This window comes from Butyrivibrio sp. FCS006, assembly GCF_000424525.1.
Classification (GTDB): domain Bacteria; phylum Bacillota; class Clostridia; order Lachnospirales; family Lachnospiraceae; genus Butyrivibrio.
Genome location: NZ_AUKB01000014.1, coordinates 61,770 through 85,572 on the forward strand (window position 1 = coordinate 61,770; position 23,803 = coordinate 85,572).

At 42.5% G+C, this 23,803-nt stretch carries 27 protein-coding genes; all 27 read right to left on the reverse strand.

All coding sequences use genetic code 11. The features are described from left to right. Window positions 1-41: 41 nt before the first annotated feature. On the reverse strand, window positions 42-254 hold the full coding sequence (locus G633_RS0106355; RefSeq protein ID WP_022770880.1) for a Maff2 family mobile element protein: 213 nt from the start codon (window positions 252-254) through the stop codon (window positions 42-44). A 204-nt stretch (window positions 255-458) separates the two neighbouring features. Next, window positions 459-2,222 carry a VirD4-like conjugal transfer protein, CD1115 family gene (locus tag G633_RS0106360; protein ID WP_026519411.1) on the reverse strand — a complete coding sequence of 588 codons (1,764 nt, stop codon included), beginning with the start codon at window positions 2,220-2,222 and terminating at the stop codon, window positions 459-461. After that, window positions 2,219-2,686, reverse strand: coding sequence for a PcfB family protein (locus tag G633_RS0106365; protein ID WP_022770878.1), 468 nt, complete (start codon window positions 2,684-2,686; stop codon window positions 2,219-2,221). The genes G633_RS0106360 and G633_RS0106365 overlap by 4 nt, the downstream gene beginning before the upstream one ends. 6 nt (window positions 2,687-2,692) lie before the next feature. After that, complete coding sequence (locus tag G633_RS0106370) at window positions 2,693-2,890, reverse strand: hypothetical protein (RefSeq protein ID WP_026519412.1); 198 nt, start codon at window positions 2,888-2,890, stop codon at window positions 2,693-2,695. A gap of 103 nt (window positions 2,891-2,993) precedes the next feature. Continuing rightward, complete coding sequence (locus G633_RS0106375) at window positions 2,994-4,079, reverse strand: DUF5688 family protein (protein WP_026519413.1); 1,086 nt, start codon at window positions 4,077-4,079, stop codon at window positions 2,994-2,996. 265 nt (window positions 4,080-4,344) lie between these two features. Then, window positions 4,345-4,914, reverse strand: coding sequence for an MptD family putative ECF transporter S component (locus G633_RS0106380; RefSeq protein ID WP_026519414.1), 570 nt, complete (start codon window positions 4,912-4,914; stop codon window positions 4,345-4,347). 23 nt (window positions 4,915-4,937) lie between these two features. Beyond that, window positions 4,938-5,681: an alpha/beta fold hydrolase gene (locus tag G633_RS20090; protein WP_196804237.1), complete on the reverse strand. Its 744-nt coding sequence runs from the start codon at window positions 5,679-5,681 to the stop codon at window positions 4,938-4,940. A 12-nt stretch (window positions 5,682-5,693) separates the two neighbouring features. Continuing rightward, window positions 5,694-6,176, reverse strand: a complete 483-nt coding sequence (locus G633_RS0106390; RefSeq protein WP_304412520.1) for a hypothetical protein — start codon at window positions 6,174-6,176, stop codon at window positions 5,694-5,696. Beyond that, the gene (locus G633_RS0106395; protein ID WP_026519417.1) at window positions 6,173-6,892 is read right to left on the reverse strand and encodes a DUF6796 family protein; all 720 of its coding nucleotides are present in this window, start codon (window positions 6,890-6,892) and stop codon (window positions 6,173-6,175) included. The genes G633_RS0106390 and G633_RS0106395 overlap by 4 nt, the downstream gene beginning before the upstream one ends. Window positions 6,893-6,911: 19 nt before the next feature. Continuing rightward, a complete protein-coding gene (locus G633_RS0106400) occupies window positions 6,912-7,691 on the reverse strand; it encodes a class I SAM-dependent methyltransferase (RefSeq protein WP_026518380.1) in 780 nt (259 codons plus the stop codon). 105 nt (window positions 7,692-7,796) lie between these two features. Beyond that, window positions 7,797-8,483, reverse strand: coding sequence for a DUF6796 family protein (locus tag G633_RS0106405; protein WP_026519418.1), 687 nt, complete (start codon window positions 8,481-8,483; stop codon window positions 7,797-7,799). A gap of 10 nt (window positions 8,484-8,493) precedes the next feature. Further along, window positions 8,494-9,081, reverse strand: coding sequence for an L-2-amino-thiazoline-4-carboxylic acid hydrolase (locus G633_RS0106410; protein WP_026519419.1), 588 nt, complete (start codon window positions 9,079-9,081; stop codon window positions 8,494-8,496). A gap of 217 nt (window positions 9,082-9,298) precedes the next feature. Then, complete coding sequence (locus G633_RS0106415) at window positions 9,299-9,805, reverse strand: hypothetical protein (protein WP_026519420.1); 507 nt, start codon at window positions 9,803-9,805, stop codon at window positions 9,299-9,301. A gap of 18 nt (window positions 9,806-9,823) precedes the next feature. Continuing rightward, entirely contained in the window at window positions 9,824-10,306 is a 483-nt protein-coding gene (locus tag G633_RS0106420) for a hypothetical protein (protein WP_236845951.1), read from the reverse strand. Window positions 10,307-10,325: 19 nt separating this feature from the next. Continuing rightward, window positions 10,326-11,093, reverse strand: a complete 768-nt coding sequence (locus G633_RS0106425; protein WP_242838839.1) for an alpha/beta fold hydrolase — start codon at window positions 11,091-11,093, stop codon at window positions 10,326-10,328. Then, window positions 11,083-12,021 carry an alpha/beta hydrolase gene (locus tag G633_RS17625; RefSeq protein ID WP_051200017.1) on the reverse strand — a complete coding sequence of 313 codons (939 nt, stop codon included), beginning with the start codon at window positions 12,019-12,021 and terminating at the stop codon, window positions 11,083-11,085. Before G633_RS17625 ends, G633_RS0106425 begins: the two co-directional genes overlap by 11 nt. Before the next feature lie 71 nt (window positions 12,022-12,092). Beyond that, a complete protein-coding gene (locus G633_RS0106435) occupies window positions 12,093-13,826 on the reverse strand; it encodes an ABC transporter ATP-binding protein (protein WP_026519422.1) in 1,734 nt (577 codons plus the stop codon). 2 nt (window positions 13,827-13,828) lie between these two features. Further along, window positions 13,829-15,607 carry an ABC transporter ATP-binding protein gene (locus G633_RS0106440; RefSeq protein WP_026519423.1) on the reverse strand — a complete coding sequence of 593 codons (1,779 nt, stop codon included), beginning with the start codon at window positions 15,605-15,607 and terminating at the stop codon, window positions 13,829-13,831. Continuing rightward, on the reverse strand, window positions 15,567-17,030 hold the full coding sequence (locus tag G633_RS0106445) for an ABC transporter ATP-binding protein (RefSeq protein WP_026519424.1): 1,464 nt from the start codon (window positions 17,028-17,030) through the stop codon (window positions 15,567-15,569). Before G633_RS0106445 ends, G633_RS0106440 begins: the two co-directional genes overlap by 41 nt. Continuing rightward, window positions 17,027-17,761, reverse strand: a complete 735-nt coding sequence (locus tag G633_RS0106450; protein ID WP_026519425.1) for an energy-coupling factor transporter transmembrane component T — start codon at window positions 17,759-17,761, stop codon at window positions 17,027-17,029. Before G633_RS0106450 ends, G633_RS0106445 begins: the two co-directional genes overlap by 4 nt. Next, on the reverse strand, window positions 17,761-18,366 hold the full coding sequence (locus tag G633_RS0106455; protein WP_242826150.1) for an MptD family putative ECF transporter S component: 606 nt from the start codon (window positions 18,364-18,366) through the stop codon (window positions 17,761-17,763). The genes G633_RS0106450 and G633_RS0106455 overlap by 1 nt, the downstream gene beginning before the upstream one ends. A 230-nt stretch (window positions 18,367-18,596) precedes the next feature. Next, window positions 18,597-18,734: a hypothetical protein gene (locus G633_RS19915; protein WP_155834926.1), complete on the reverse strand. Its 138-nt coding sequence runs from the start codon at window positions 18,732-18,734 to the stop codon at window positions 18,597-18,599. 104 nt (window positions 18,735-18,838) lie between these two features. After that, window positions 18,839-19,342 (reverse strand): hypothetical protein, encoded by a 504-nt coding sequence (locus tag G633_RS0106465; RefSeq protein WP_242838840.1) that lies wholly within the window; start codon window positions 19,340-19,342, stop codon window positions 18,839-18,841. After that, complete coding sequence (locus G633_RS0106470) at window positions 19,343-20,584, reverse strand: glycosyltransferase (RefSeq protein ID WP_026519428.1); 1,242 nt, start codon at window positions 20,582-20,584, stop codon at window positions 19,343-19,345. Further along, on the reverse strand, window positions 20,581-21,768 hold the full coding sequence (locus G633_RS0106475; protein WP_035770828.1) for an alpha/beta hydrolase: 1,188 nt from the start codon (window positions 21,766-21,768) through the stop codon (window positions 20,581-20,583). Before G633_RS0106475 ends, G633_RS0106470 begins: the two co-directional genes overlap by 4 nt. Continuing rightward, on the reverse strand, window positions 21,738-22,529 hold the full coding sequence (locus G633_RS0106480) for an alpha/beta hydrolase (protein ID WP_330363337.1): 792 nt from the start codon (window positions 22,527-22,529) through the stop codon (window positions 21,738-21,740). Before G633_RS0106480 ends, G633_RS0106475 begins: the two co-directional genes overlap by 31 nt. Further along, the gene (locus G633_RS20250; protein ID WP_242838841.1) at window positions 22,504-23,796 is read right to left on the reverse strand and encodes a methyltransferase domain-containing protein; all 1,293 of its coding nucleotides are present in this window, start codon (window positions 23,794-23,796) and stop codon (window positions 22,504-22,506) included. The genes G633_RS0106480 and G633_RS20250 overlap by 26 nt, the downstream gene beginning before the upstream one ends. Window positions 23,797-23,803: the final 7 nt, after the last annotated feature.

The following is a 23,803-nucleotide window of genomic DNA, read 5'->3' on the forward strand; positions in this document are numbered from 1 at the left end:
TCTCAATATTCAGTTGTCTTTTTTGCTTCTCTCTTCGCAGATCAGAAAAGTCCTGCAAGAAGAGGTACAAGTGTTGTGCCAACGAGGGCAACACCACCGCCAGCCATGAGCTGCTTCATTCCCTGTGACTTCGCGCCGGGATTGTCATTGCCATATCCTTCCAAAAGGTTGATGGCGCCCCACACTCCAAGGCCTGCGCCTAATGCGATAACAATTGTCTGCAGTGATCCTACTGCACTCTGAAAAAATGCCATAATTCTTGAAAACCAAAAATGCAAGCAGCTCTATGCCGCCTGCATTCCTGGCTATCCTCCTTCCAATATTTTTTGTTGGTTAGCGACACCCCTCGTATTCCGGGATGCCGGTTGATAGTTACTGCCAGAGCCTGTCGACTGACTTCTGGCGTACGATCGCACATGCCTGTTTCCAGGCATTTATAGGAAAAGACCTTTTGAGTCTTAATCCTCATCTGTTACTTCAATTACTTCATACTCATCATCCGGTTTGAGGACCACTTTGTGGCTAAGGAATTTCTCCACATCAAACCAGTTCTTTTTGTCTGCATCCGCAGTTAGTTTGTAATTAGGATGCTGTGTAAGATCGTATTTGTCCGACAGGAAGGGTCTCACTCCCCTAACCTGTACAACGCACTTTGAACCGTCCATTACAGAGAGCTCATCAATACTCATAAGGTCACGCCCTAGTTTCTGATAAGTCAGATTGTAGGTGGGCTGATTTCCTCTGGTCTCACCTGTGTAATAGTGGTCGATTGTCTCTTTTCCCAAAGTAGCGTTGATATCCTTTAAGGTAGACTGCTCTGTACCTCCCAGGAATATCTGTGAATCGCAGTTAGCGCAGATGGTCTCTGCATTGTCCTTGTAGATAGCTTTCAGCTGAGACTTAGCCTGAAGCACAAGCGCTGCTGATATCTCGCGGCTTCGAATTGTTGCCATAAGCTTCTCCAGATTAGGTATCTGTCCGATGTTCGCCGCCTCATCAATGAGGCAGCGCACGTGGACAGGAAGCTTTCCGCCATATACATCATCTGCTTTTTCACATAAGAGGTTAAAAAGCTGACTGTAGATGATACTGATCATAAAGTTAAAAGTACTGTCATTATCAGACATGATAAGGAACAGAATTGTCTTTTCATCTCCGATGGTATCAAGCTCCAGCTCGTCATAACTCATGATTTCCCTTACCTGGGCAATGTCAAAAGGAGCAAGTCTTGCACCACAGCTCACAAGAATCGATTTAGCTGTCTTGCCGGCAGCCAATTTGTACTTGGAATATTGCCTTACCGCAAAGTGGTTGGGATCTTTTTTCTCCAATCTTTCAAACAGGATATCCACCGCATTTTTGAAGGATTCATCATCTTCTCTGACCTCCATTGAATTGATCATCTCAATCAGCGTATTGAAATTCCTCTCCTCTGCAGGAGCTTCATAATAGATCATGCCAATCAGCGCCGTATAGAGAAGCCTTTCAGCTTTCTCCCAAAACGGATCGGTGGGCGAACCATCACCCTTGGTGTTAGCCATAAGCGTTGTTACCAGCTTTAGGATGTCAGACTCTGAATGGATGTATTCGAAGGGATTAAAATGCATGCTCTTCTTGAAATTGATGGTATTAAAGACCTTTATCCTGTACCCGGCCTTCACAAAAGCGTTCCCAACCTCTCCAATGAGCGTTCCCTTTGGATCGGTTAAAACATAGGAACTGTGGAACTGTAAAAGATTCGGCTTAATAAAAAACCTTGTCTTACCTGAGCCGGAGCCGCCAATCACAAGAACATTCTTGTTTCTGGCATACTTCGGATCAGGAGGTCTTGAGTTCATAGTGATCTTCTCTGTCTGTGACAAGATCACATTATTTGCAAAGACCGGGTCCTCAAAAGGCTCTATATCCTCATGTTTTCCCCACCTTGCTGATCCATGCTCTTCTCCATGGCGAAAATTCTTGGCATTCTTGCTTTTGATATAAACTGCAAGACGAAGCCCTGCTCCACAAGCAATGCCAACAGCCAGGTCTAATGGATGAAAGCTTGGAAGCATATTTGCAAAGGCAGTTTTAAAGCCTCCGTACAATATAAGCCCCTGGACCTTCTCAGACATATTGCTGCCCCAGGCGATTCGCCAGGCTTCACCAAGATTCGTGCAAAAGAGTCCTACAGCAAAGTAAGGGATGTTTAGTATGATCTTCTTTTTTATTTTAGAGGTCATCTGACAATCTCCTTGTTCTTTACTTTCTCCTTGCGGGGATGCTTTGCTATTTCCTCTTTGAGCTTACGGATCTGATTGATGAGACTGGGCTTTTCTTTCCTCTGTTCACGTTTTACAACTTTATCCGAGTACTCTTTTACCACGGCAGTTATAGCGTCCATGTCCTTAGCTTTGAAAAAGCAGTTGTAACGCACCGGATCAGAAGTCTTGTCTTTTACGATGGCAAAATCCACTCCATACTTGTTGGCAATGCGCTTGAAAGTCCGAAGGCTCTCGCCGCTCACCTCCATACTGGTTGCACCCTGCCCCTGTCTTATAAGAGTTTTCACGCTCTGCTTTCCGGTCTGCTTATGGTGTTTGTAAGCACGAACAACTGCGCAAAGCCCCTTCCAGAGAGCCTTAGCCGACACCTTACCTGTCCTTATCACGAATCTCACAACATCTCTTGATGTTTCATCTGTCATAGACAGTTATCCAGCCTTTCTTAATGCATTATGCTCGTTCATGATCTTGGCCATACATGGAAAACAAAAGGTAGTTCCATTTCCGTAAGGACATGGAGTTTTGCAATTATGTGGTTTAAGATTCCCAACCGGGATAGGATTCATTTCTCTTGATCTGTTTCTTGCACAGCTGAGTTTATGCTTGCTTGGTTTTCCTTTATGCATCTCGTTTCTCCTTGTTCTATGAAAATGTATTTGGTAAAAGAAAGGCACCAGTCCGGGATATACCACAGGCCAGTGCCAATCATACCTTTGCTATCTTCTGTTATCAGCCAAGGCTTTTTCCATCCATGGACTTTTCTCCGATGTCAGCATCCTTGTGAGGTGTCTTGGAAGCCTCATCCTTAGCAGCTTTAAGATCTCCCAGGAGAGATTTCTTTTCCGAAGCCTCATGGCCTCTTGCCTCCTTGGCAGCCTGACGTTCCACATACTTCTCACCAAGCTCAAAGACCTTTTCCTTGGCATCATAGTGGTAAACATTGTCGGTGAGCTGCTCCGAAGGATCCACTACAGAGGCATTTATCTCTCTTACCATGCTCTCAAGATTGTGAAGATCCATAATACCGTTGTCAGGCACAATTATGAGCTCATGTATCGAACTGGGTAAAATGAAGAAGTTTTGCTGATCACCAAGCCTATCTGCTACTTTGTCAAAAAAGTCGGAGTATGCCAGCACTCCGGCACCGTGGACATTTCCTTCCACAGAAGCAACAAACATCTGCTCCTGCTCAGGAGGAATGTTAAGGCCAAGCACCTCCAGGTCCTCAACCCCCATCTGCTTAGCAAGAACCTGGCCCATACCCTCAATTACAAGAGGTCTCACCTCAGGAGCTGTCTTCATTGCGTCCGCATGAAGCTGATCTGCGGTAATCCCATAATTCTCAAGCATCTGATTCGTAACAAGGATTGTTCCTGAACCTGCAGGTGTTTCGCCAAGTACAAAGCGGTAAACCACTGACATATCCTCAATATCCTTATGAGGGACAGTATCAAGAAGCTCCGCATTTCTCTCCTTGGAGACGACCTCCATTGCAAGTGTACCTTTCATCTTGTCATAGTCCTTGAAAGAATCCACATCAAACTCCGGCTGGTTTCTAAGAGATCTGTCCGCCAGATCAGTTGCTCCCTTTGCGATGCTCTCGTAAGATACGCCACTCTCGTAGTCCTTATAAAGAGTGGATGCATTAAGGCTGACTCCTACTTCGCTGTCTGCAGGCTTTACTACGATTGCCTCATAGTTACCGTTCATCTTTTCCGCTGTGCGGTGCTCGACCTCAAAGTCTGTTCCGGTCCTGGCCTCAAGTGTTTCCTTAATATCTCTGGCAAGATTTTCTCTAAATGTCTCAAAATCCATTTTGTTTTCTCGCTTTCTTTTGTATTTTTGAGCATAGAAAAAGACGCCGGTCCAATCCTTCGATCAGACACAAGCGTCTTTGGTTTACAGTTATTCTTTTGCAAAAGAAAAAGCCAGGAGATGAGCTGCTTCCCTGCTGCTCATTTCTTGGCGCATTATAACAATATCACATCGAAAATCGGCTTTCAACGCAAAAACCATGCAAATTTCATGCATCTTGGTGACGTTTGGGCATTTTTAGTGACGTTCGGCAGGCAGGGATTTTTCAATTTTTCTCCAGCTTAAATATCTTAGCTGTAACAGCAGTGATTGCCACAGAAAGAGTCACACCTGCAATCAACACTGCTATAAGGCTCCAAAAAGGGCTTACTACCATCAGAGTATCTGCATATCCTTCTGGCATTTCCTCTACTGCACATTCATAAGTATATGTACGATTGAACCATATCTGCCCATAGTATCCAAACGTGGAAAAGCTCATTATTACAGTGCTGATCACATCCCCATTCCATTTATACTTGCACAAGAACCTGCCAGCCTCCGCCAAAACTCCGATCACAACTACCGGAATCACATGCCATGGCACAGCATCCCCTATTATCACAAATAGCAGGATGATCATCAGTGAGAAGATGGCTGCACACCCCGGTGCCTGTATCCTTCTAAATGCGTAGAAAGTAACACCAGACAACAAGATTCCTGCTGTAATCTGGTAGCACACAAACATTACCGGATGAATAGCTCCCAACACGCAAACCAAAACCGTGAATACCGCATAGATTACAGCATATACAACCATCCATATCGCATTTTTCTTGTTCCACTTATTATTCATCACTACTTTCTCCTTTTTCATTTTCATCTATTTATGAAATCTTCAATCTCTTCCACATACTCTCTGGTATGTGCTGCCATGTATCCACAATGCGGATATCCTTTTCTAATAACCACCTTCACATCCGGCATATACTTGGCAAAAGATTTTCTAGAAAGCTTCAGGTCAAAGTCCTTCTCGCCATACTCCAGGTGCAGTTTAGCCTGATGCTCTTTTGACAATGGCTTCATATCGTAGGTACAGCATGCATGGCATATTGCATCGATATCACTCAGCGTGATTCTTTCAAAGTTCTTAGTCATCATCTTTGCGAAGTCATAGCCATACCAATCCACTAGGGATTTTGATGCTTCCACATGAGTCTTATCCAGCTGTTTCTTTCTCTTTCTGAACAGATTACACACAAGCACTTCTGCCATCTTAGAACTCTTATTGAGTGCAACACCGTCAAACCAGGCATGTTCTAAATTAAAATCGGAATCCCAGAATAGCCGCCATGCAACTGCTACGCCAAGTGAAGCTCCGTATACAAGCTTGATATCCTTATAGTCTTTATCAGTCAGATACGATTTAAGCTGTCTGTACTCATCATCAGCGCTGATATATGCCCCGGCTTTACCATGGCCTCCCTGATCGGGAGCGATGATAAAGTAATCTCCCTTAAGATACGGACTCATCAGATCATACAGATTTGCACCGGATATCATCATTGGCGCCAGCAATATGAGCTTTGGATTATTAGGATTTCCATACTCGTTGATATACATCTCATTTCCCTTTCAAAACAAAAACACCACAATCCCTGCAACTATAGCAGCTCCTGCTATCCATATCATTGCCAGCAAGCTTCTTTTTTTCAAAACCTGGCCCCAAGTCTGAACATATGGAATATCTTCACAGCCAGGCAAGATCCAAAACCTGCTATGTCCAACCCAGATCTTGTCTATGACAATACCATCATAGATATTCATTACTTCAAGAAATAGCAGAGCCTGTAAATATGCCGTTTTGAAATCAGAGACTCTGTTCCATAATCCGATAATGAGTACAAGCGCTGTCAGCATTACTATGTAAAACTCTGTCATGAAGACCTTGCGCTTTTTCTGCATAGTTTCTTTTGTTATAAGACCTATATCTATAGCCCTTTCCTGTACTGCTTTCGGATAGAAATACAATCCATCAATAGCGCCCCCTCTTACCGCGTACATGACCATCGCAGTAAAAAGCAGGCAGAATAAAACCATCTGTATCAGAATAATCATCTGTCACCAACCTTGACTTTCTTCGCCATAACCAAAAGTCCAACGAACATCCACAAATTCCCTATACTGATCCAAGCAGCAGTAATAGCATTGCGAACTTCTGATTCAGGAAGGAACTTAAACAGCATGACTGCGGCCATTCCTACCGCAGGACAGAATATCCAGCACCATTTAGGATATGGAGTCAGCCCTTTTGTGAATGCTGCAATATGTGCCACATGTTGGATGATCCAGAATAGAAAGAACACTATCATTCCCGGCAAAAGAAAGTATTTACCAAATTTCACTGCTGCATCTACTGCAATCTCCGGGGCAGCATCGTTCATATACTTGTAAAAGAAGCATGTGGACAAACACGGGACATGCACTCCACATCCCGCGAAAGCCAATACCCCAAGTATTCCTGTTCTATAAAGATGAGCATATTTCTGTGATTTAGGAACAATCAGCCTGTACACTCCAAAATAGCAAAGTGCCTCAAGCGGAATACCTATGAATCCCAGAAATGCTGACCAAAACATTCTGGTATCTGATAATTGCAAATATGCTGACAAGAACCATTCCATACCTGTTTTAGAGGAATCATGCATCCCATAACCTATAAGCACATCTCCCACAAGCACCATGCATGCGGCAAACATGCCTATCCGCATAAGCTTTTCTATCCTGTCCCAGTCTAACTTGTTATCTATTCCGATGTCATTAAACTTATCCATACATTCCGCCCTTAATGCTTTACCATTTAAATACAGCAAGCCTGTTGTTGATGTTCTTTCCAACGATAGCAAAGAGTTTTCCGCGCAATGAATACTTCTTCATTTCTTCGTTATAGCTCGTTTCAGACACAAGGCTCATCCTTGGTTCAAGATCCAGATATTCACGGCCTGACTTTGTTCCCCAGCCGAAAGAAGCATTAGTATGTTTCACAGCATCGTGATGGCTACCATTCTTTTCAAGGAACGGAGAATGAAGCTCCGCAAGAAGATATCCATGTTCGAAGCTGTCACAAAGCATGTTGATGCATGTCTTTACCTGGTCTTTGGAAAAGTATTCAAGGACTCCTTCCATAACCACGATGGTCATGTCTCGCTTAGGAAGTTTCCTTGTCCATTCTCCGTCAAGCGCACTCCCATCGAGCATTGTGCACCTGTCCCTGTCAGAGTACACTTTACGTCTCTTCTCTATCTGATCCGGAAGATCCACATCAAACCACGTGATCTTGCCATTGTCTACCTGCAAGAACTTATCATCAAAGCCACATCCAAGATTAATGCAGAGAGCATCAGGGTACTTGCTGATAAGTCGTTTTAACTCATTCCTATACAGTATTGTTCTGGCTACAACTCCCTCATGTGATAAAAAGGGATCGTATTTACTAACATCAACTCCAAGAGCATCAATTATCTCTTTTGCCTTAAGGTCGATAATCCTGGCATTAGACCTTGCTGTCTCACTTGCCTTTATTGCAAGCGGGATAAGCGCTGTTTCCTGTACATCACCAAAAGTAAGTTCCATTGTCCACTCCTCCTTTATATATGTTAGCCTATGCTAACTTAAAATTATAATATTCTCTTTCCCTTCTGTCTATAGGGCATGTCCTTTAGTTTCTGCCGTTACTTCTTATATCCATTCCCTCTCATCCTTGTCTACCAGGCTTAACGCACAGACCAGATACATGAGCAGCCATCCAAAAGACTCGAAACCGGAATCTAGACCTTCAGAAATGTAATTCATGAGCTGCCCTAATATTGAGGTAATCACCGGGCAACAAATAAATGCAGCCTTTTTCACAGGAATCATTTTCTTAAACACCATTCCGATCCAGGCAATTGTAACGAAAACATCGCATACTACAAATCCGATGCCCATGGGAACTGCAATACTTTTCAATACTCTGAACACCATATCAGCAGAAGTTTTCACATCGCCTGTAGCAGCCATTCCTGCATTAAACACAACAGGGAGCATGCATATACCTATGTGGATGAAAGCAAAATAAAGTATTCCGCTCCAGTTTGCAATCTTGAAAAGGCCAAACAGCTTAGAATCATTAAGGTGATATTTCTTTTCCATAACCCTAAGAAGCTCAACAGCCGCCACAGCAAACAGCGCAGCACACGCAAACCCGAGAATTGACGATACTGCATATCTCCAATCGGGAGCAACGCTCCACTCAACTCCCATATATGCATCCGGAGAACTGGACGTGCTAAATGTACCGTAGCCAAGGAGATAATCTCCTATAATCGCCAATATCATCGAATATACCCCGAACATGATCTTCTGTCTTGATGTAAGATTCTTCATTTTCTCCCCCTTACAACGACTTTGTGAGCCTGTAGTCACAACAGTCATCACCTTCAGCCACTGATTTAGTCCGTTTATAATCAACTCCCCTGAAGCCGTTCATATATTCTTTATCCATGCAGCAGATCATCTGAACAGCTTCCGGAGTCCCAAGTTCCCGTGCCTTATCATTAAGAGGACAGCTTACTACATCCATGAAGCACTGTTCTTTGGTAACTTTAAGGTTCCTTATTTCATATCCATCGCTCAGTTTTGCAGCAATTCTATCCATCCTCTTCCACATGAGTGAAGGAATGCCCGGAAAAGCAGTAATCTTGCTAAAGATACCTTGTAGTCTGCGTCCCATCTTTGTACCGAAGCCTCGTGTAACAGACAAAGCCTCTCCGGGATAGAAATATTCAACTGAACGATATAGAGCTACTGCCGGAAAGACATATGACACACTCGCCTTATCTGCGGATGGTTCAGCATTCTTTAATCTGGAAAACTCCTCTTCAGCATAATCCCATATATCTTTTGCCTTAGCTTTTCCGTATTTCTCAGCCAATTCCGAATAAAAACGCTTAAATATAGAAGATTTTTTAAGAGTATTGCTCATACAGACTGCTCTCCGTTGCTTCTTCATCCCCAATCTTTTACTTACTATACTTCATGATACTACTTATTGTTAGTTGTCGCTAACTTTTCTCAAAAATTTATCATTTCATTTTTCTCTTACAAGATTATACATAAAGCTCTTTTCCCCAAGCGTTCTTGTACCCACATGTTTCATGCTCTGTTCCTGACTTACCACTTACTCAAAGCTCTTTTCTTATTCAACCCATCAAACTTATGAACAGTCCTACAATCGCTGCCGGAATCAGTGCAAACAACAGCCCCGGGAATATAGCACCTTTTAAATGAAACCACTTCTGATGGTAAGCCTTGTCCATGTGCTCTGTTCCTTCCAGCCTGAACATTTTCATATTTGCAAATAACACCCAGTCCAGAAAGAGTGTGTCATAGGCTCCAATCCATACCATGAGTCCAAAAGCGATCGCGAATCCCTGCCAAAATGTAACTGCCCCGGCAAACTTCGCGCATATGGTAAGAATAACTGTAAACATGATTATTCCACAGGACTTCGCCAGTACTACCTTTTTTGATTTATATGAAACATCCACTCTTTCATGTGTTTTGAAGTATTCTTCTTGAATATCAGGCGGGTAATTATGGATACATGCCGGACTGTACATTTTTTCCCCATGAAAAGACACAAAAAGAATTGTTGTAAATAATACTGCAAATACTATCGCTTCAATTACCAATACATACCAAACCATGTTACCTGCTTCCCTCCCTCATAATACGACCATCATAATCCCTGCCAGTACAGCTGCAATAATAGGATTGCCTACAATCGTAATCAGCCACTTCACAATCTTCGTCTTTTTAGGGATGTAAGGCCTTAGATCTTCGGTTCCCGGAATCGTCCAGGCTTTTGTATGCTCCACCCAATACCAATCAATAAAGAATCTATCGAATAGACCTTCTGCCATTGTCATAGCATATATTTGGAGAAATGGCACTATAAATCCTCTTGCTCCATTGATGCCATAAACTGACCACAGCACAAAAGCAATCATCACTGTAAGTGTGCCTATCTTGAATAATTTACAGTTCTTATCGATCTGTGCCTTTGTTATAAGTCCCATCTCTACGACGCGATCCTGTACATCTTTTTCATATAAAAAAGCTCCCTGTTCTGTTCCATTTGCTATAACAACTACACAGGGGAGAAATAGTATAAAGCAAACCACAATGCACTCTAATATTAGAACCATAGTCACCCCCATATTACCCTCAAACTGTCATTACCATAAATTCATCTATAGCTTTCAGCACAGGTTCTGCGTATTCTTTCCCGCCGAACAGCCACTGCTCATGCTGCATGTTGAACTCTCTGATGTCAGGATCATGGAAGTACTTCTTATAGCGTTCAAGATACTTCTCACCCATTTTGTTGGCATAGATAAAATGAGCTTTTGTATGCTCAACATTGATATCATCCCTAAGATGGGTCAGGAGGTCTGTGTAATACTCATTCTTTATGGACCGGGGATTAAACTTGGAAAAACAGTTCATGAATTTCTCAGCATTTTCATCATCCATTTCAAAGATTTTTTTCAGCTTTTCTTTGGATTTATTCCGTTTCTTTTCACTGCCTGTAAAGCTTGTTAAAAGAGGCACAACAAGCATAGACTGGAGCCACGCTGATACCGGCCCGCTCTGATCAAGGTCAGGACTGCCAAAGATAGCATGATCTATATGCACGTTCTTTCTCATAACAAGCTGACCCACAAAACTTGAACCAAGAGAAGATCCAATAGCTCCATCAAGCCTGCCATTATGCTTCTCACAGATATATTTCTCGATTTTCTCTGTTACCGTAATCATATCAGGAAAGATACCATCACTTCCATCAAACCCATCATAGTTCACGCATATAAGACGATATTTCTCTGATAACCTATCGATTACTGTTCCAAAGTTTGTCTGCCAGTCACAGCATGTCCCGGGAAGCAGCATAAGCGTCTTTCCTGACATATTCCCAATTTCTTCAAATTGCATTTTTTATACTCCCCTGTTTTGTAGTATTTCTGATTAAATCCACCATCTTATCCCAGCCTTCCTTGGCCTCTTTCACTATTGGGAATGCCGGATAGCAGTGGAACATGCCTTCGCCTACGATCATCTCATAATCCACTCCATATTTTTGCATGACTTTTTCGAAAGATGGAGCGCAGGCATACAACGTTTCTTCGGAGCCATAAACAAAAGTCACTTGCGGACAATTGGTAAAATCGGCCTTTTGAAGCCATATCATGTATTCAGGAACTGACAAATCGCCATGTCTCATGATATCCACAGCGGTTCTCATATAGCTTGCCGGAATTGCCACATCTTTTTTATTAAGCTTCAGCATCCGCTCCCACTCTTCATCTGTTTCAACGCAGGTTCCGGGTGAAATGGCAAGAATATAGCCAGGCATCGGTGTATCATCATGCCCGTCATTGATGTATGGAACCATTCCCAGCGCAAGATTACCGCCTGATGATGTACCTAGAATCGAGATGTTCCCAGCGTCATAGTCCTTTAGCATCTCTTTATATGTCTCATGGATCATTGCATATGCTTTGGTAAGGGGATAATCCGTGCAAAGGGGATAGTAAGGCACGTACACATCAACTCCTGTTTCCTTGGCAAAACGGAGTGCTTTCTTGACAGCGTCAGGTCTTGGTGCCATTACCATTCCGCCACCGATGATAAAGAGATTAGCGTGAGGTTCTTTGATCTTATGCTTCATTCTGATTACTGTAAAACCCATAACCTTGATCCGGTCTATATCAAACTCAGAATCTTTAAGCTCAGGAATATGGTTCTTAGCATTTTCCTTTTTCTTTGCTGCAACAATCTCCTCAGCAGTTTTTCCATCCCACATCTTCTTTAGACCTGCGGCTTTTACTACCCGCTTAAGGATCTCATATTTAATGCTCATAGCTCCTCCACATTTCTCAAGATAGCAAAGAGTTTTCCGCGTAATGAATGTTGCCTGCTTCCCTCCAGCTGTTATGCCATCTTCCAATTCTCTGACTGCATCTGAACTGATATCATGTGATTATAGATTCCATCTTTTACCTTTAGCTCAGAAGGATTTCCTGACTCAGCAACAGTACCATTCTTAAGAACAACTATCTTGTCAGCACCATCGACAGTGCGCATGCGATGCGCAATTATCAGAACCGTTTTATCCTTTATCAGGTCACTGATTGCCTCCTGGATCAGGGATTCATTATCTACATCCAGGGATGCTGTAGCCTCATCCATAAGAATAATCGGTGCATCCTTTAGGAATGCTCTGGCGATGGATATTCTCTGCCGTTCACCGCCTGACAGCTCCGAACCGTTTTCGCCTATGAGTGTATTGTAACCATCAGGCAGCTTATCGATAAACTCATCGCAGTGGGCAAGTTTGGCCGCAGCCCGGACTTCCTCGTCTGTAGCCTCTTTTCTGCCAATTCTGATATTCTCAAGAACAGTATTGTTAAAAAGAGTTACATCCTGGAACACAATTGAATACATGGACAAAAGCGTCTCAGGATCTATTTTTGATATATCCATTCCACCAACAGTTATTAGTCCGCTATTAATATCCCAGAACCTTGCAGACAACCTTGATACCGTAGTCTTTCCCCCGCCGGAAGGTCCGATAAGCGCTGTGACCTCCCCCTGTTTTGCCACAAAGCTCACATCGTCTAATACTGTTTCCCCATCCTCATATGAGAACCGCACGTTCTTAAACTCAATGTCATAGTTTTTGTTTGAAAGGATATCTGCTCCCGTCTGTTCGCCATGTGAAAGGATTTCATCCATTCTCTCACACTGAGTATCTGTTGCTATAAGCGCAGAGAAATTCTGAAGTGCTATCTGCAAAGGCTCATACATTCTTGAAACAACAAGAAGGTACATAAAAAATGTGACAATACTTATTTCATTCTTTATAAGGAGGGCTGAGCCAGCAATTGCAACAGTTCCTATCCCAAATTTAAGGATCATCTGGGCGCTGCAGACAAATGCTGCATTTAAAAACTCTGAGAAAATATTGTGGGACTCGACAGCTTTGATCTTCTTATTGAGTCCTTCCATGTAGGTATCCTGTGCATTATATGCCTTAAGGTCTCGTACTGTTTCCAGTGCTTCCTGGATGCCGTCAAGACATGCCACCTTATATCTGCTACCTCTCCTGTTTACAGCATGCATCACATTTCTTGAGAAAAACACGATTATAAATGCTACAGGAAGCACCCAGACTGCAGCTATTGCCATTCTTGCATCAAAGAAAAACAGACTTATTACTACAAGCGTTGTAGAAATAAAAGCTCCAACAAGCTCCGGGAGCCAGTGTGATGATGCTGTCTCCAGCATTGCGCAGTCCGCCATGATGGTATTGGTCAGATCTGCCAGGTCTTTTTTCCCAAAAAAAGAAAGAGGTATCCTTCTTAATTTTTCTGCAAGAGAACGCCTTCTTACACCGCTTTCAACATAGGTTGAGAAAAACGTAGCATTATACTGGAAATACTCAGTGATTGCTATAAGCGCAAGACAAATAATACTTCCACCAATAAATATAACCACATGGCTCTTCGGCAGCTGCCCATTTAGCAGATCTCCTGTCATCATAAAAAGAATTCCCACAGGCATCATCTGTGCCAGGTTTGCAAATGTACATGCTGCAAACGCTTTTATCATATCCTTAGCGCCCTGCTCTGAAAGGGCGTATTTATGCTGTAACCTTTCTACTATACTCATGCGCCTTTACCCACCTTCCAGTTTACTGATTTCTGATACTCGTTCCACATATGACCGTAAATTCCGTTCTTTGCAAGAAGTTCTTCATGCTTTCCGGATTCTGCCACCTTTCCATCTGTAAGAACACATATCTTATCTGCATTTACTACTGTTGACAGGCGATGGGCGATCATGATCACTGTTTTATCATTTGACAGGTTAGCAAAGGCCTGCTGAACCATTATCTCATTGTCCGGATCCGCAAAAGCTGTGGCCTCATCAAGTATAAGTATCGGCGCATTTTTAAGGAACGCCCTTGCTATGGAAATACGCTGTGCTTCGCCACCAGATACATATGTGCCCTTACTTCCGATCATAGTATTTATACCCTCTGGAAGCTTTTCGATTATATCCCAGCACATTGCATCCTTAAGTGCCTGTATTACTTCCGCCTCCGTAGCATCAGGTCTCCCCATTCTGACATTATCAAGTATAGACATCTTAAGGAGTCTGCTATCCTGGAAAACGTAGGACACCTGCTTCATAAGCTCAGATGAAGCGATATCTTTTACGTTAACGCCGCCAATCCTGATACTGCCCTCTTTAACATCCCAGAACCTCGCAACAAGTGATGCAAGTGTTGTCTTTCCGCCTCCGGAAGGTCCCACAAATGCCACATGTTCACCCGGCTTTATATCCAGCGTGATGCCATCGATGGCATTAGCCTTTTTCTCATCATAGGTGAAGGTAATGTCCTCTATGCTGATACCGCTATCCTTGGGAATCTGTGGACTTACGGTCTCCTTAAGAGGCTTCACCTCCAAAAGGGTATACATTCTCTCAAGAGCATCCTTTACCACCATCTGGCTCTCACCGGCATAAGCGACCTTCATGAGTGTGACCGTCAGTATCGGAGTTATGATGATGTAAAAAAGGATGTTATAAAGGAATGTATCTGAAACGCCTCCTCTGGTAAAAATGAGTCCACAGGCTACAAGTGCAGCAAATACACCGTTAGCAGCTGTAGTGAAACCTATCATAGGTATTCTCATTCCTATGGTGTAAGTTATAGTCCATTTTTCGTATTTATCTATAGCTTCCTTGAATCTCTTAAAAGAGAAGACGGACTGCCCAAAAGTTTTTACGACAGGTATTCCCCTGACATATTCAACAGCCTCAGCTGACATCTCATCAAGAGCATTCTGATACTCTTTCATGTCATTCTGCATCTTTTCACCCATCATACCGCCCATGGCAAGAAATGCGATGACAGCTGGAATGAGGCAGATAAGACCTATCTTCCAGTCAAAGATAAGGAGCATGGCGATTAGTCCCACTGGAGTTGCATAGCTCACCGCCTTATCCGGAAGACTGTGGGCCAGAAATGTCTCCGTAGCTGCACTGGACTCTGCAACTATCTTTCTTATCTTTCCGCTTCCCTCAGATTCTATATACCCCATAGGAAGCTTCATTACATGCTCCATCATAGCAGTTCTCATGTTGGCCTGAACCCTGAATGCTGCGATATGCGAACACATAAGAGCTGCAATATATATAAACATGGCCAAAAGGCTCATACCCACAGCACTCCAACCATGAGATACTATGTGGGTAGCCTTACTAAAATCCGGTCTTACTTCCACAACTTCCTTAATAATGCACCATATGTAATAGAATGGCACAAGCGCCACAAGAGCGCTTATGGCAGCCAGTATCCATGAGCATATAGTAAAATACTTATGATTGCCTGCGTATTCAAACAGCTGTGCAATAACACTTTTCTTTTTCTCTTTCATAGTCTTTCATCTCTCCGCCTGAATTAGTATTTACAACATGACCGTTCTCTAACCGTAGAACCACCGTAGCACATCTCCTGACAAGATCCGGGTCATGAGTAACAACAAACACTGTCTTCTGACCACGCAGTGACCATATCAGCTCAGCCACCCGCTCCATATTATAGAAATCAAGCCCACTTGTAGGCTCATCAAACAGGATGATATCCTTATCAGAAAGCAGTGCACTTGCAACTGCAACCCTCTGTTTTTGTCCGCCTGACAGGCTCATGGGATGTCTGTTCGACAATTCCTTAAGTCCGAGCTTATCAAGAATTTCAAGAACCCTATCTTCGTTTTCTTCATTCATCCCAAGAGTAACTTCATCCATAACTGTCTCACAGAACAGTTGATGATTCACATCCTGCATGACCATGTATGCGCTCTTTAGGAGATTTCTGCCCTTTAACTTCTTTCCGCCGATAACAGTATTACCTTTGAACCCCCTCATCAGTCCGCATATACATTTTGAAAAAGTTGATTTACCGGCACCATTAGGTCCAACTACCGCAATTATTTCATTCCGGGGTATTTCAAGGTTTTTTATGTTAAGTGCATCACAGTTCCTGTAATTGTAGATAAGCTTCTCGAAGGTTATTGTCTCGGTATTTATACTCTCTGTTTTGACCGGAATCATCGTAAGATTCTCATTTACAGCCCTAAGACCATGACACCTTAAATCTTCTTCCGACAGATTCTTAAATTCTCTCATTGGAATATCAAAAATAATCCGCCCCTCTTTAAGGCAGATAACCCTGTCACAAATATCCTTAAGCCAGTACAGTCTGTGTTCAGCAACCACAATAGTCCTTCCTTCTTCTTTCCAGCCAAGGAGAGTATTCTTAAGGTCTTCAATAGCCTCAAGACTTAAGTTTGACGAAGGCTCATCCAACACACAAACCTGAGGATTTAGCGTATCTACAGAAGCACAGGCTATCTTCTGTTTTTCACCACCTGACATTTCAAATATGCTTCTGTCCATCAAAGCCCTTATCTTCATGGAATCTACGGTACTGTCAATACGCGCACGGATCTCATCTTCTGGAAGTCCCATGTTTTCAGGTCCAAAAGCCAGCTCACTTGTACTATCCACACAAAAAAACTGACTCCTGGGGTTCTGGAACACAGATCCCACAATTTTGGCTGTTTCATAAAGCTGCGCCTGTGTGATATCAGTTCCATCCACGTATATGTTCCCTCTCATTTGTCCTTCGTAGAAATGTGGAATAAGACCATTGATCATCCTGATCAGCGTTGTCTTGCCACAGCCGGATTCTCCGCATAAAAGAACTGTCTCGCCCTTGTTAATCTTCAGGGAGATATCTTTTACCGACGCTTCATCAGTCCTTGCATAACTGAAACTTACATTTTTAAACTCAATCATTTCACCACATCCATAATCAGTAATATCCAGGGAATAAGGCATAATGCCAATGCTGCGTAATCCTGCAGCCGAAATCCAATCCTGCATATATTGGTTCTTTTCACTTCTCCTCCGAGACCTCTTGTAAGAGCTGCTGCTGACAGTTCCTCTCCAATGTTTACACAGCATGTCATAAGCGGAACCATTCTGTACTCTATAATCTTGGAAGCATGTTTTCCACCAATGCGTATTCCGCGCATTTTCATAGCAGAGCTTATCGAATCCGCTTCATCTAAAACTGTAGGAAAAAAGCGGAACATAACGGACAATGGGATGATGATATTATCGCTTACGTGGAGTTTTTTCATTGCAGCTGTAAATTCGCTCACTGTTGTTGACTCCATCAGATAACGTCCCATCATTATGCATGGCAGGAACCTACCAAGCACACCGCAGGAACCAAGGATAATATAGTATAGAAAGCCTCCCATACCTCGCGCATTTGCAAAGGTCAGAAGCATACTGGATCCCCAGAACAGTATCATTCCGATTATCGATGTCTTAAATCTCTTTGCAGTAAGAAGCAGAAGAAACGGCACCATACAAAGTATTGGCACAAGCATCTCACATCTTCTTCCTCCGGCGCCTCCCAGTGCGAATGTCGTTACTGTAACAAGAAGCGCCAGTTTTGTCCTTGGATCCATGATAAGTCCGCGATCAAGTTTTCCGGGATTATATGCCGCACCTTCCATTAAACAATACCGGCTTTCTCAAAATGTTTCTTAAGGAAATGCATTCCAAGGAGTGCTCCAAGTACTCCGAAAACAAAAGAACAAGCTAAGATTATAGGAGCTGTCCAGGGTCTGAATATTCTTGTCATAGCCTCAACATAGTCACTTCCAAAAGATGTCCTTGTGGAAAAATATCCATTAATATCAAGGTATAAGGGCAGGAAACATCCAAATATAGTTATGCACATAATTCCATAACTTAAGACCGTCTTCTTTTTGCTTGAGTATTGTCCGCTCTTCGCAACAAGATCTGCAACTAGTCCACATACAATTCCAAAGAAAAACGGGTAATATCCCATTCCCGTAACCCACAAAAATGCTCCGATAATAATCGTCATAATGGTTATCATTCCGAACTTCTTAACCTTTGTATAAAAGAGCATCATGGTAATACCTCCAATAAGAGGGCAAAGGACAGATAACATCGGCATCATGATTGGAATAAATCCAAGCATTGAGATAGCAGTCATTATCACAAGGAAAATAGCTGCATAAATACCTATATTTATCAGGTCCTTTCCTCCAAGTTTTTCATTCGTTTTTCTCTGAGTCATTACTCCATCCATACTTTTTCTCTCCTTCCGCCATATGGCTAAGCATTTTAGTTAGTTACCGCTAACTATTATACATATAAAAAATCAACGCTAATTAGAAAAATGATATATTGATAAATCTTCTCATGAAGCCTGCAATTCAACCATATGTGCATGCTCCCCATTCATATCCATCAGGGCTTTGTGATCCCCTCGCTCTACTATCTTTCCATCAGATATGACAAGTATATGATCTGCATCTTTTATGGTTTTATATACTTCTCAATTTTCTCAGTAACAGTTATCATGTCCGGAAAAACATCATCGCTTCCATCGAATCCATCGTAGTTCACACATATAAGATGATACTTTTTCAGATAAGCTGTCGATAACCGTTCCAAAATTCGTCTGCCAGTCACAGCATGTTCCAGGCAACAACATTAGTTTCTTCCCGGCCATATTTCCCAATTCCTCAAATTGCATTGTTCAAACTCTCCCATTTTTCTCAAAACAATGAACATATCCAGGCCGCAAGAGCTGACGCTGCCGGGAAAATCACAAGAAGTTTCAGCAGCTGGCTCTTGATGTTATATCCATACTTCCTATTTCTATATACATTTTCCACCTCTGGATAATAAAACTGAAAGAAACGGAATTTCATGAGAAGGAAGTAATCAAAACAGACCATATCGTAAATCTTGTATACGGTGAATATGAAAACAAATCTGAAGAAGAACTGCCCAAACGTGAACCCACTCCTGAAGCCATCCCAGATTGAAATCACTCCAACACCAAGTATCATCAGAAGGCTGAATATCATAAGTGTCCATCCAATTATCCTCGCCCCATAGAAAAGTTCCTTGTCTCTATGACGAAGCACCGCCTGTGCTTCCTTTGGCGCTGAAGAAAAGAACTTTTCATTCTGTATAAATGCCACCGCAGAAAACATCATCAGCGTTATCGCAGCACAGAAAACAATTGTAAGAAAAACAGTTAAAAGCATACTCATTTACCCCTCTGAAACATAGTCCTCTATTGCTTTAACAGCCTCTTCTATGCCATTTTCTTTCATTATCAGCTCAGAAATTGTCTGCGCCGTAACATCGTAATTTCCACTGACCAGGTCTCTAAGAGAATCTGCGATTTCTGTGGCTGTACATAACTTCTTTCTGATGTATAAAGGTTTTGGTCCACATCCAAGCTTGTGATCCACCCTGCCATAGAAATGCTGATCAAGCGCCAGTGCTATCACCAGTGTTGGAAGCCCTGCCCTAAGTCCCAGACCATTTGTAGTGTTTCCGCCATGATGCACTACTGCTCTCACCTTTCCGAAAATATAAGCATATGGGACGTTATCTATAAAATACAGCTTGTCAGTATTTATCTTGTCTTTTTTCGGTATCTGGTATGCCTGCACGACAGCACGAATTCCGGTCTTTTTTAAAGCATCTAATGTCAGCAGCTGTAGTCTCGCAAGTTCAGGTGACTCTGCCTTTCCAAAAGCTACAAATATCGGTTTCTCACCCGCTGTCAAAAAGTCCGTCAATTCCTCGGATTCTTCAAATTCTTTTATACTCTCTCCCGGATGATACCAATACCCTGTCACATGTATATGGTCTCCCCATGTAGGATCCATTGGCATAAGGAGAGGACTTGTGGGGTAAAAAGTAAGTACTTTTCTTCCTCCCAGCTCCGTATATCTGCTGCTTTTCTTCCACTTTGGAAGACCTACACTTTTTCTCCATTTATTTAGGGCGACAATTGTCATGAGGCTCATCCCATCCAATAGTCCATCATAGCTTTTAAGCACTTTGTCCGAATTAAAATCATCAGTATAAAGCGAGTATTGTCTGGTCGGATCCATCGGACTGTAAAAATATCTTGCACATTTGATTCCAAGATACTCAGCCGCATGTCTTGCAAAAGCTGAGCACGTACCATACATTACAAGGTCAGAGCCTTTTATAGCATCAATGGTCTGCTCCATAAATCTCGGATTTTCCTTCTTAAGCTTAAATAGCCCATTAACAAAATCAAGGCTAGTCTTATAGTCTGTAACCATATATTTCATGACATGATCTGCATCCGTATCAAGCCTTAAGAAGGTCACGCCTTTACTTTCTATGAGCGGACGGAAAGCCTCCGATGTCAGTATCCGAAACTCATGTCCCCTTTTTGTCATTTCCTCGCCAAGCTCTGCCAGAGGATTTACATCTCCCCTGGTTCCCACTGCGACAGCTGTAACAATCATTCCTTACTCCCAATACGTGTAATCCAACTAAGTATTTCATCTATAGCCAATTTCCCATTACCCACATTACAATGATTTTCCGCTTCTTCCTTGTCAGTAAACAGGCGAAATGTAAGGCTTCTGACATTCCTTAGCATGTTGATCTCTTTTCCGATAAGATGGTAATCAATGAAATGGTCTCCACTGGCCCCAAGAATCAGCATATCCTGCGTAATCTGATCTGCGACGGGCGCAATGTCATATAGCTTCAGCTTCTTGGCATAACTATATGCATCCTTTGCCTCATAGGCATAGCATCCATGTTTGATTCCCCAGTCGATTATGGGAGATTTCTTAGCTTTTTTGCCAAATACCAGATTAAGAAGTGGACGGGCATGTAGCTTCATGAGGATATGGAATGCTCTCTGCGTACCCTGTGGTTGCATACTCACAAGAATATCCTGAAAGCATGGGAATATGGACCAGGCAACCACTTTAGTTATGCGTTTGTCAAAAGCCGCTGCTCTTGGGGCAAGATAACCTCCGAGAGATATGCCTATGATAGTCACATCAGAAAGCTTGAAATAATCCAGGATTACCTTAACAGGTTTCTCCCATTCATGGGTGAAATGCATTCCCTGAACGCGCATTACGCCACCCTGCCCGGGGCCTTCAAACATGTAGACTTCAAAGCCCTGTTCCTGCATATATAGGACAGTGAAAAGAAATTCCTCAAAATAGCTGTCATTGCCGCCATGGATAAGTATAGTTCCCTTGCTCTCACCATAAGGCACCACATGCATCACAGGGAGTTTCACATTCTCATAGGGGACATCATATCTTTCAATCTTTGGATTTTCTCCCTCAAAGAAATCTGCATAGTACTCGTAAAAGAGCTTGGTTGCCTTCTCATAGTACTTTCTCTTATCAGGATCACCGTCATACATGAAGAACTCGCTCATTCGATAATAGGCAATGGCATTATCTGTCCTGCCCTCTTTCATGGCTTCATCGCCGAGCAAGATAAGTTCTCTTTTCCAATCATCACTGTTATGGATCCTGCCGGCAACCTTTTGTACATCATCAAGTCTGCCGCCATCCCAGTTGATAACGCGATTTAGCTGATAATTAAAATTTGCTTCGTCATTGAGATTATATACGCCCTTTTTCAGAATTACCGGCCTTGTGATATCATACTTTTCCATATAACGCTATTGATCCCCCTCACAAACTTTTCCGGCTTAAATGGAGCCAGCCCTCCGTGGCCTGTGTCCTTAATCTTTCTAAATACTGTATGTGGAAAGATCTTTTTTATATATTCCACATCCCACTTTCTATCTTTTACCTCTTTTTCTGCGACCCAGTATTCTATGTATTTACAGTCAGTATGGATATACTTCGGCATGGAATAATTGTTGCAGGATTCAAATGTCCTCCAGATTGTTTTAGCGCTAATCATCTTTAGGACCTTTGCTGCGTACTGCACATCTTCCTCTGACAGTTCATCAGTAGAAAAAGCTTTTTCCAACAGCTTTGTTCCACCAAGTTTTCCTGTGTATATCAACAAAAAATCCTTTATTGCTATCAATCTTGTAACGATCCAAGGAAGCTGATATGGAGTAATACCGCCATCTATCACGGCACTCTGCACTTTCACTTTGTTGTTGGCGAGCATCCTGACTACAATGCTTCCTCCCATGGAGCAGCCGTAAAGACACGTCACATTGCTCAGTCCATTCAGATTCAGCCATCCTTCCAGCTCAGTTGAGATCTCTTCAACACTTGTGAAATCACTCTTAATATCTGGGTCATATCCCGGAAGTGCCGGAATAATCAGGTGATATTTCTTTTCCAGTAGCGGAATCACGTACTCGAAGTAATCCCACATGACAACAGATGGGTGCAACAGCACTATGACCTTATCATTATCTTTTCCAAATTCATGTATCGTCATTTTTCCTATCATTCCTACATTCCACGTACATTAAAGGTATTGTTGATGGTAACTGATTTGAGTAAACTGTTGTAAATCTATTGTCTCTAAGGAATTTCAGATATCCGTCAGCATCCCATTTTGCTTTGAAATCTACTCCTGCGCATGAAAGAGTCTTACTCATAATCCCACTTACTTTTTTATTATTGTCATGTATGAAATTTGGAGCGATAAGCAGCCCGTCTTTTCGCAATACCCGTTTTATCTCTGATAAGACCTTTTCAGGTTCCGGGATAACATGAAGTGCATTGGCGATGATAATCACATCAAAGCTGTTATCAGCATATTGCAGGGATGACGCATCAGCTTTTTCAAAGACAAGGTTTTCAGGCACAATTCCCCTTCTTGCCATAGCAAGCATCTTCTCGGAATAATCTGTAGCAATCATCTTTTTTGCTTCATCCGCAACCTGCCTTGCAATAACACCTGGACCTGTAGCAAGTTCAAGCACTTCTTTATCCTTGATCACTGCTTTTATGCGCTTGTACATGGACTCATATGCCCTTTTGTTTCCCGGAGTTCCTGTGACAAAGTTGCTATAAACAGGTGCAAAGCGATCCCATACATTTTTATTGGACGAAGACAGAATTCGCATGTCCTCGAGAACGATCTCACTCTTCCACTCTTTCGGGATATTGTCAGGCTCATATACCATTCCGTACAGTTCTACTCCATCAGTAAAGTGCTGAGTTACTACACATTTCATGCCCAGATGCTCATATTTATTTTTCTTCAGCACAGCATCCGTATCCAATACCACAGGCACTGCCTGTCTTCGGCCTTCCTCAAATGCAATCTCCAGGACCTTTCGCATGAATCCTTTGCCCTGATATTCTTTTCTTACCACAACCATGCCTACATAAATGAAAGGCACTTTAAGTTTGGACAGTATGGCTCCATAACTCTTTCCCGAATTAAAAAAGCCCCTCGCGGCACTTCGCAAATGACCTACATCCGCGCATCCGGGAATAGTTTTCAAAAGACCTACAGCAGATTTCAGACTCATGTTGACTCCGGGATTCTTAAAGGCAATAAATCCCTCATGTTCCTCGCTTGTTGAGTAAAGAACTCTCTCATTAATGGCCATGCGCACATAAGCGCATATGTAATCACTCACGGCCTGTCTGCCTTTTCCAAGATACCCCATTCCAAATTCTGATTCAGCATATTGAAAATCTGCGAAAGCATCGCCTATATCACGAATCTCTTTTTCACTCAAAGAATTAATCTTAACTGACATGCCCTAC

What these genes read in the sequence shown, in the direction of transcription:
- G633_RS0106355 (WP_022770880.1), bottom strand. Translation starts at nt 254, where the DNA reads ATGGCATTTTTTCAGAGTGCAGTAGGATCACTGCAGACAATTGTTATC.
- G633_RS0106360 (WP_026519411.1), bottom strand. Translation starts at nt 2,222, where the DNA reads ATGACCTCTAAAATAAAAAAGAAGATCATACTAAACATCCCTTACTTT.
- G633_RS0106365 (WP_022770878.1), bottom strand. Translation starts at nt 2,686, where the DNA reads ATGACAGATGAAACATCAAGAGATGTTGTGAGATTCGTGATAAGGACA.
- G633_RS0106370 (WP_026519412.1), bottom strand. Translation starts at nt 2,890, where the DNA reads ATGCATAAAGGAAAACCAAGCAAGCATAAACTCAGCTGTGCAAGAAAC.
- G633_RS0106375 (WP_026519413.1), bottom strand. Translation starts at nt 4,079, where the DNA reads ATGGATTTTGAGACATTTAGAGAAAATCTTGCCAGAGATATTAAGGAA.
- G633_RS0106380 (WP_026519414.1), bottom strand. Translation starts at nt 4,914, where the DNA reads ATGAATAATAAGTGGAACAAGAAAAATGCGATATGGATGGTTGTATAT.
- G633_RS20090 (WP_196804237.1), bottom strand. Translation starts at nt 5,681, where the DNA reads ATGTATATCAACGAGTATGGAAATCCTAATAATCCAAAGCTCATATTG.
- G633_RS0106390 (WP_304412520.1), bottom strand. Translation starts at nt 6,176, where the DNA reads ATGATTATTCTGATACAGATGGTTTTATTCTGCCTGCTTTTTACTGCG.
- G633_RS0106395 (WP_026519417.1), bottom strand. Translation starts at nt 6,892, where the DNA reads ATGGATAAGTTTAATGACATCGGAATAGATAACAAGTTAGACTGGGAC.
- G633_RS0106400 (WP_026518380.1), bottom strand. Translation starts at nt 7,691, where the DNA reads ATGGAACTTACTTTTGGTGATGTACAGGAAACAGCGCTTATCCCGCTT.
- G633_RS0106405 (WP_026519418.1), bottom strand. Translation starts at nt 8,483, where the DNA reads ATGAAGAATCTTACATCAAGACAGAAGATCATGTTCGGGGTATATTCG.
- G633_RS0106410 (WP_026519419.1), bottom strand. Translation starts at nt 9,081, where the DNA reads ATGAGCAATACTCTTAAAAAATCTTCTATATTTAAGCGTTTTTATTCG.
- G633_RS0106415 (WP_026519420.1), bottom strand. Translation starts at nt 9,805, where the DNA reads ATGGTTTGGTATGTATTGGTAATTGAAGCGATAGTATTTGCAGTATTA.
- G633_RS0106420 (WP_236845951.1), bottom strand. Translation starts at nt 10,306, where the DNA reads ATGGTTCTAATATTAGAGTGCATTGTGGTTTGCTTTATACTATTTCTC.
- G633_RS0106425 (WP_242838839.1), bottom strand. Translation starts at nt 11,093, where the DNA reads ATGCAATTTGAAGAAATTGGGAATATGTCAGGAAAGACGCTTATGCTG.
- G633_RS17625 (WP_051200017.1), bottom strand. Translation starts at nt 12,021, where the DNA reads ATGAGCATTAAATATGAGATCCTTAAGCGGGTAGTAAAAGCCGCAGGT.
- G633_RS0106440 (WP_026519423.1), bottom strand. Translation starts at nt 15,607, where the DNA reads ATGAAAGAGAAAAAGAAAAGTGTTATTGCACAGCTGTTTGAATACGCA.
- G633_RS0106445 (WP_026519424.1), bottom strand. Translation starts at nt 17,030, where the DNA reads ATGATTGAGTTTAAAAATGTAAGTTTCAGTTATGCAAGGACTGATGAA.
- G633_RS0106450 (WP_026519425.1), bottom strand. Translation starts at nt 17,761, where the DNA reads ATGGAAGGTGCGGCATATAATCCCGGAAAACTTGATCGCGGACTTATC.
- G633_RS0106455 (WP_242826150.1), bottom strand. Translation starts at nt 18,366, where the DNA reads ATGGATGGAGTAATGACTCAGAGAAAAACGAATGAAAAACTTGGAGGA.
- G633_RS0106465 (WP_242838840.1), bottom strand. Translation starts at nt 19,342, where the DNA reads ATGAGTATGCTTTTAACTGTTTTTCTTACAATTGTTTTCTGTGCTGCG.
- G633_RS0106470 (WP_026519428.1), bottom strand. Translation starts at nt 20,584, where the DNA reads ATGATTGTTACAGCTGTCGCAGTGGGAACCAGGGGAGATGTAAATCCT.
- G633_RS0106475 (WP_035770828.1), bottom strand. Translation starts at nt 21,768, where the DNA reads ATGGAAAAGTATGATATCACAAGGCCGGTAATTCTGAAAAAGGGCGTA.
- G633_RS0106480 (WP_330363337.1), bottom strand. Translation starts at nt 22,529, where the DNA reads ATGATAGGAAAAATGACGATACATGAATTTGGAAAAGATAATGATAAG.
- G633_RS20250 (WP_242838841.1), bottom strand. Translation starts at nt 23,796, where the DNA reads ATGTCAGTTAAGATTAATTCTTTGAGTGAAAAAGAGATTCGTGATATA.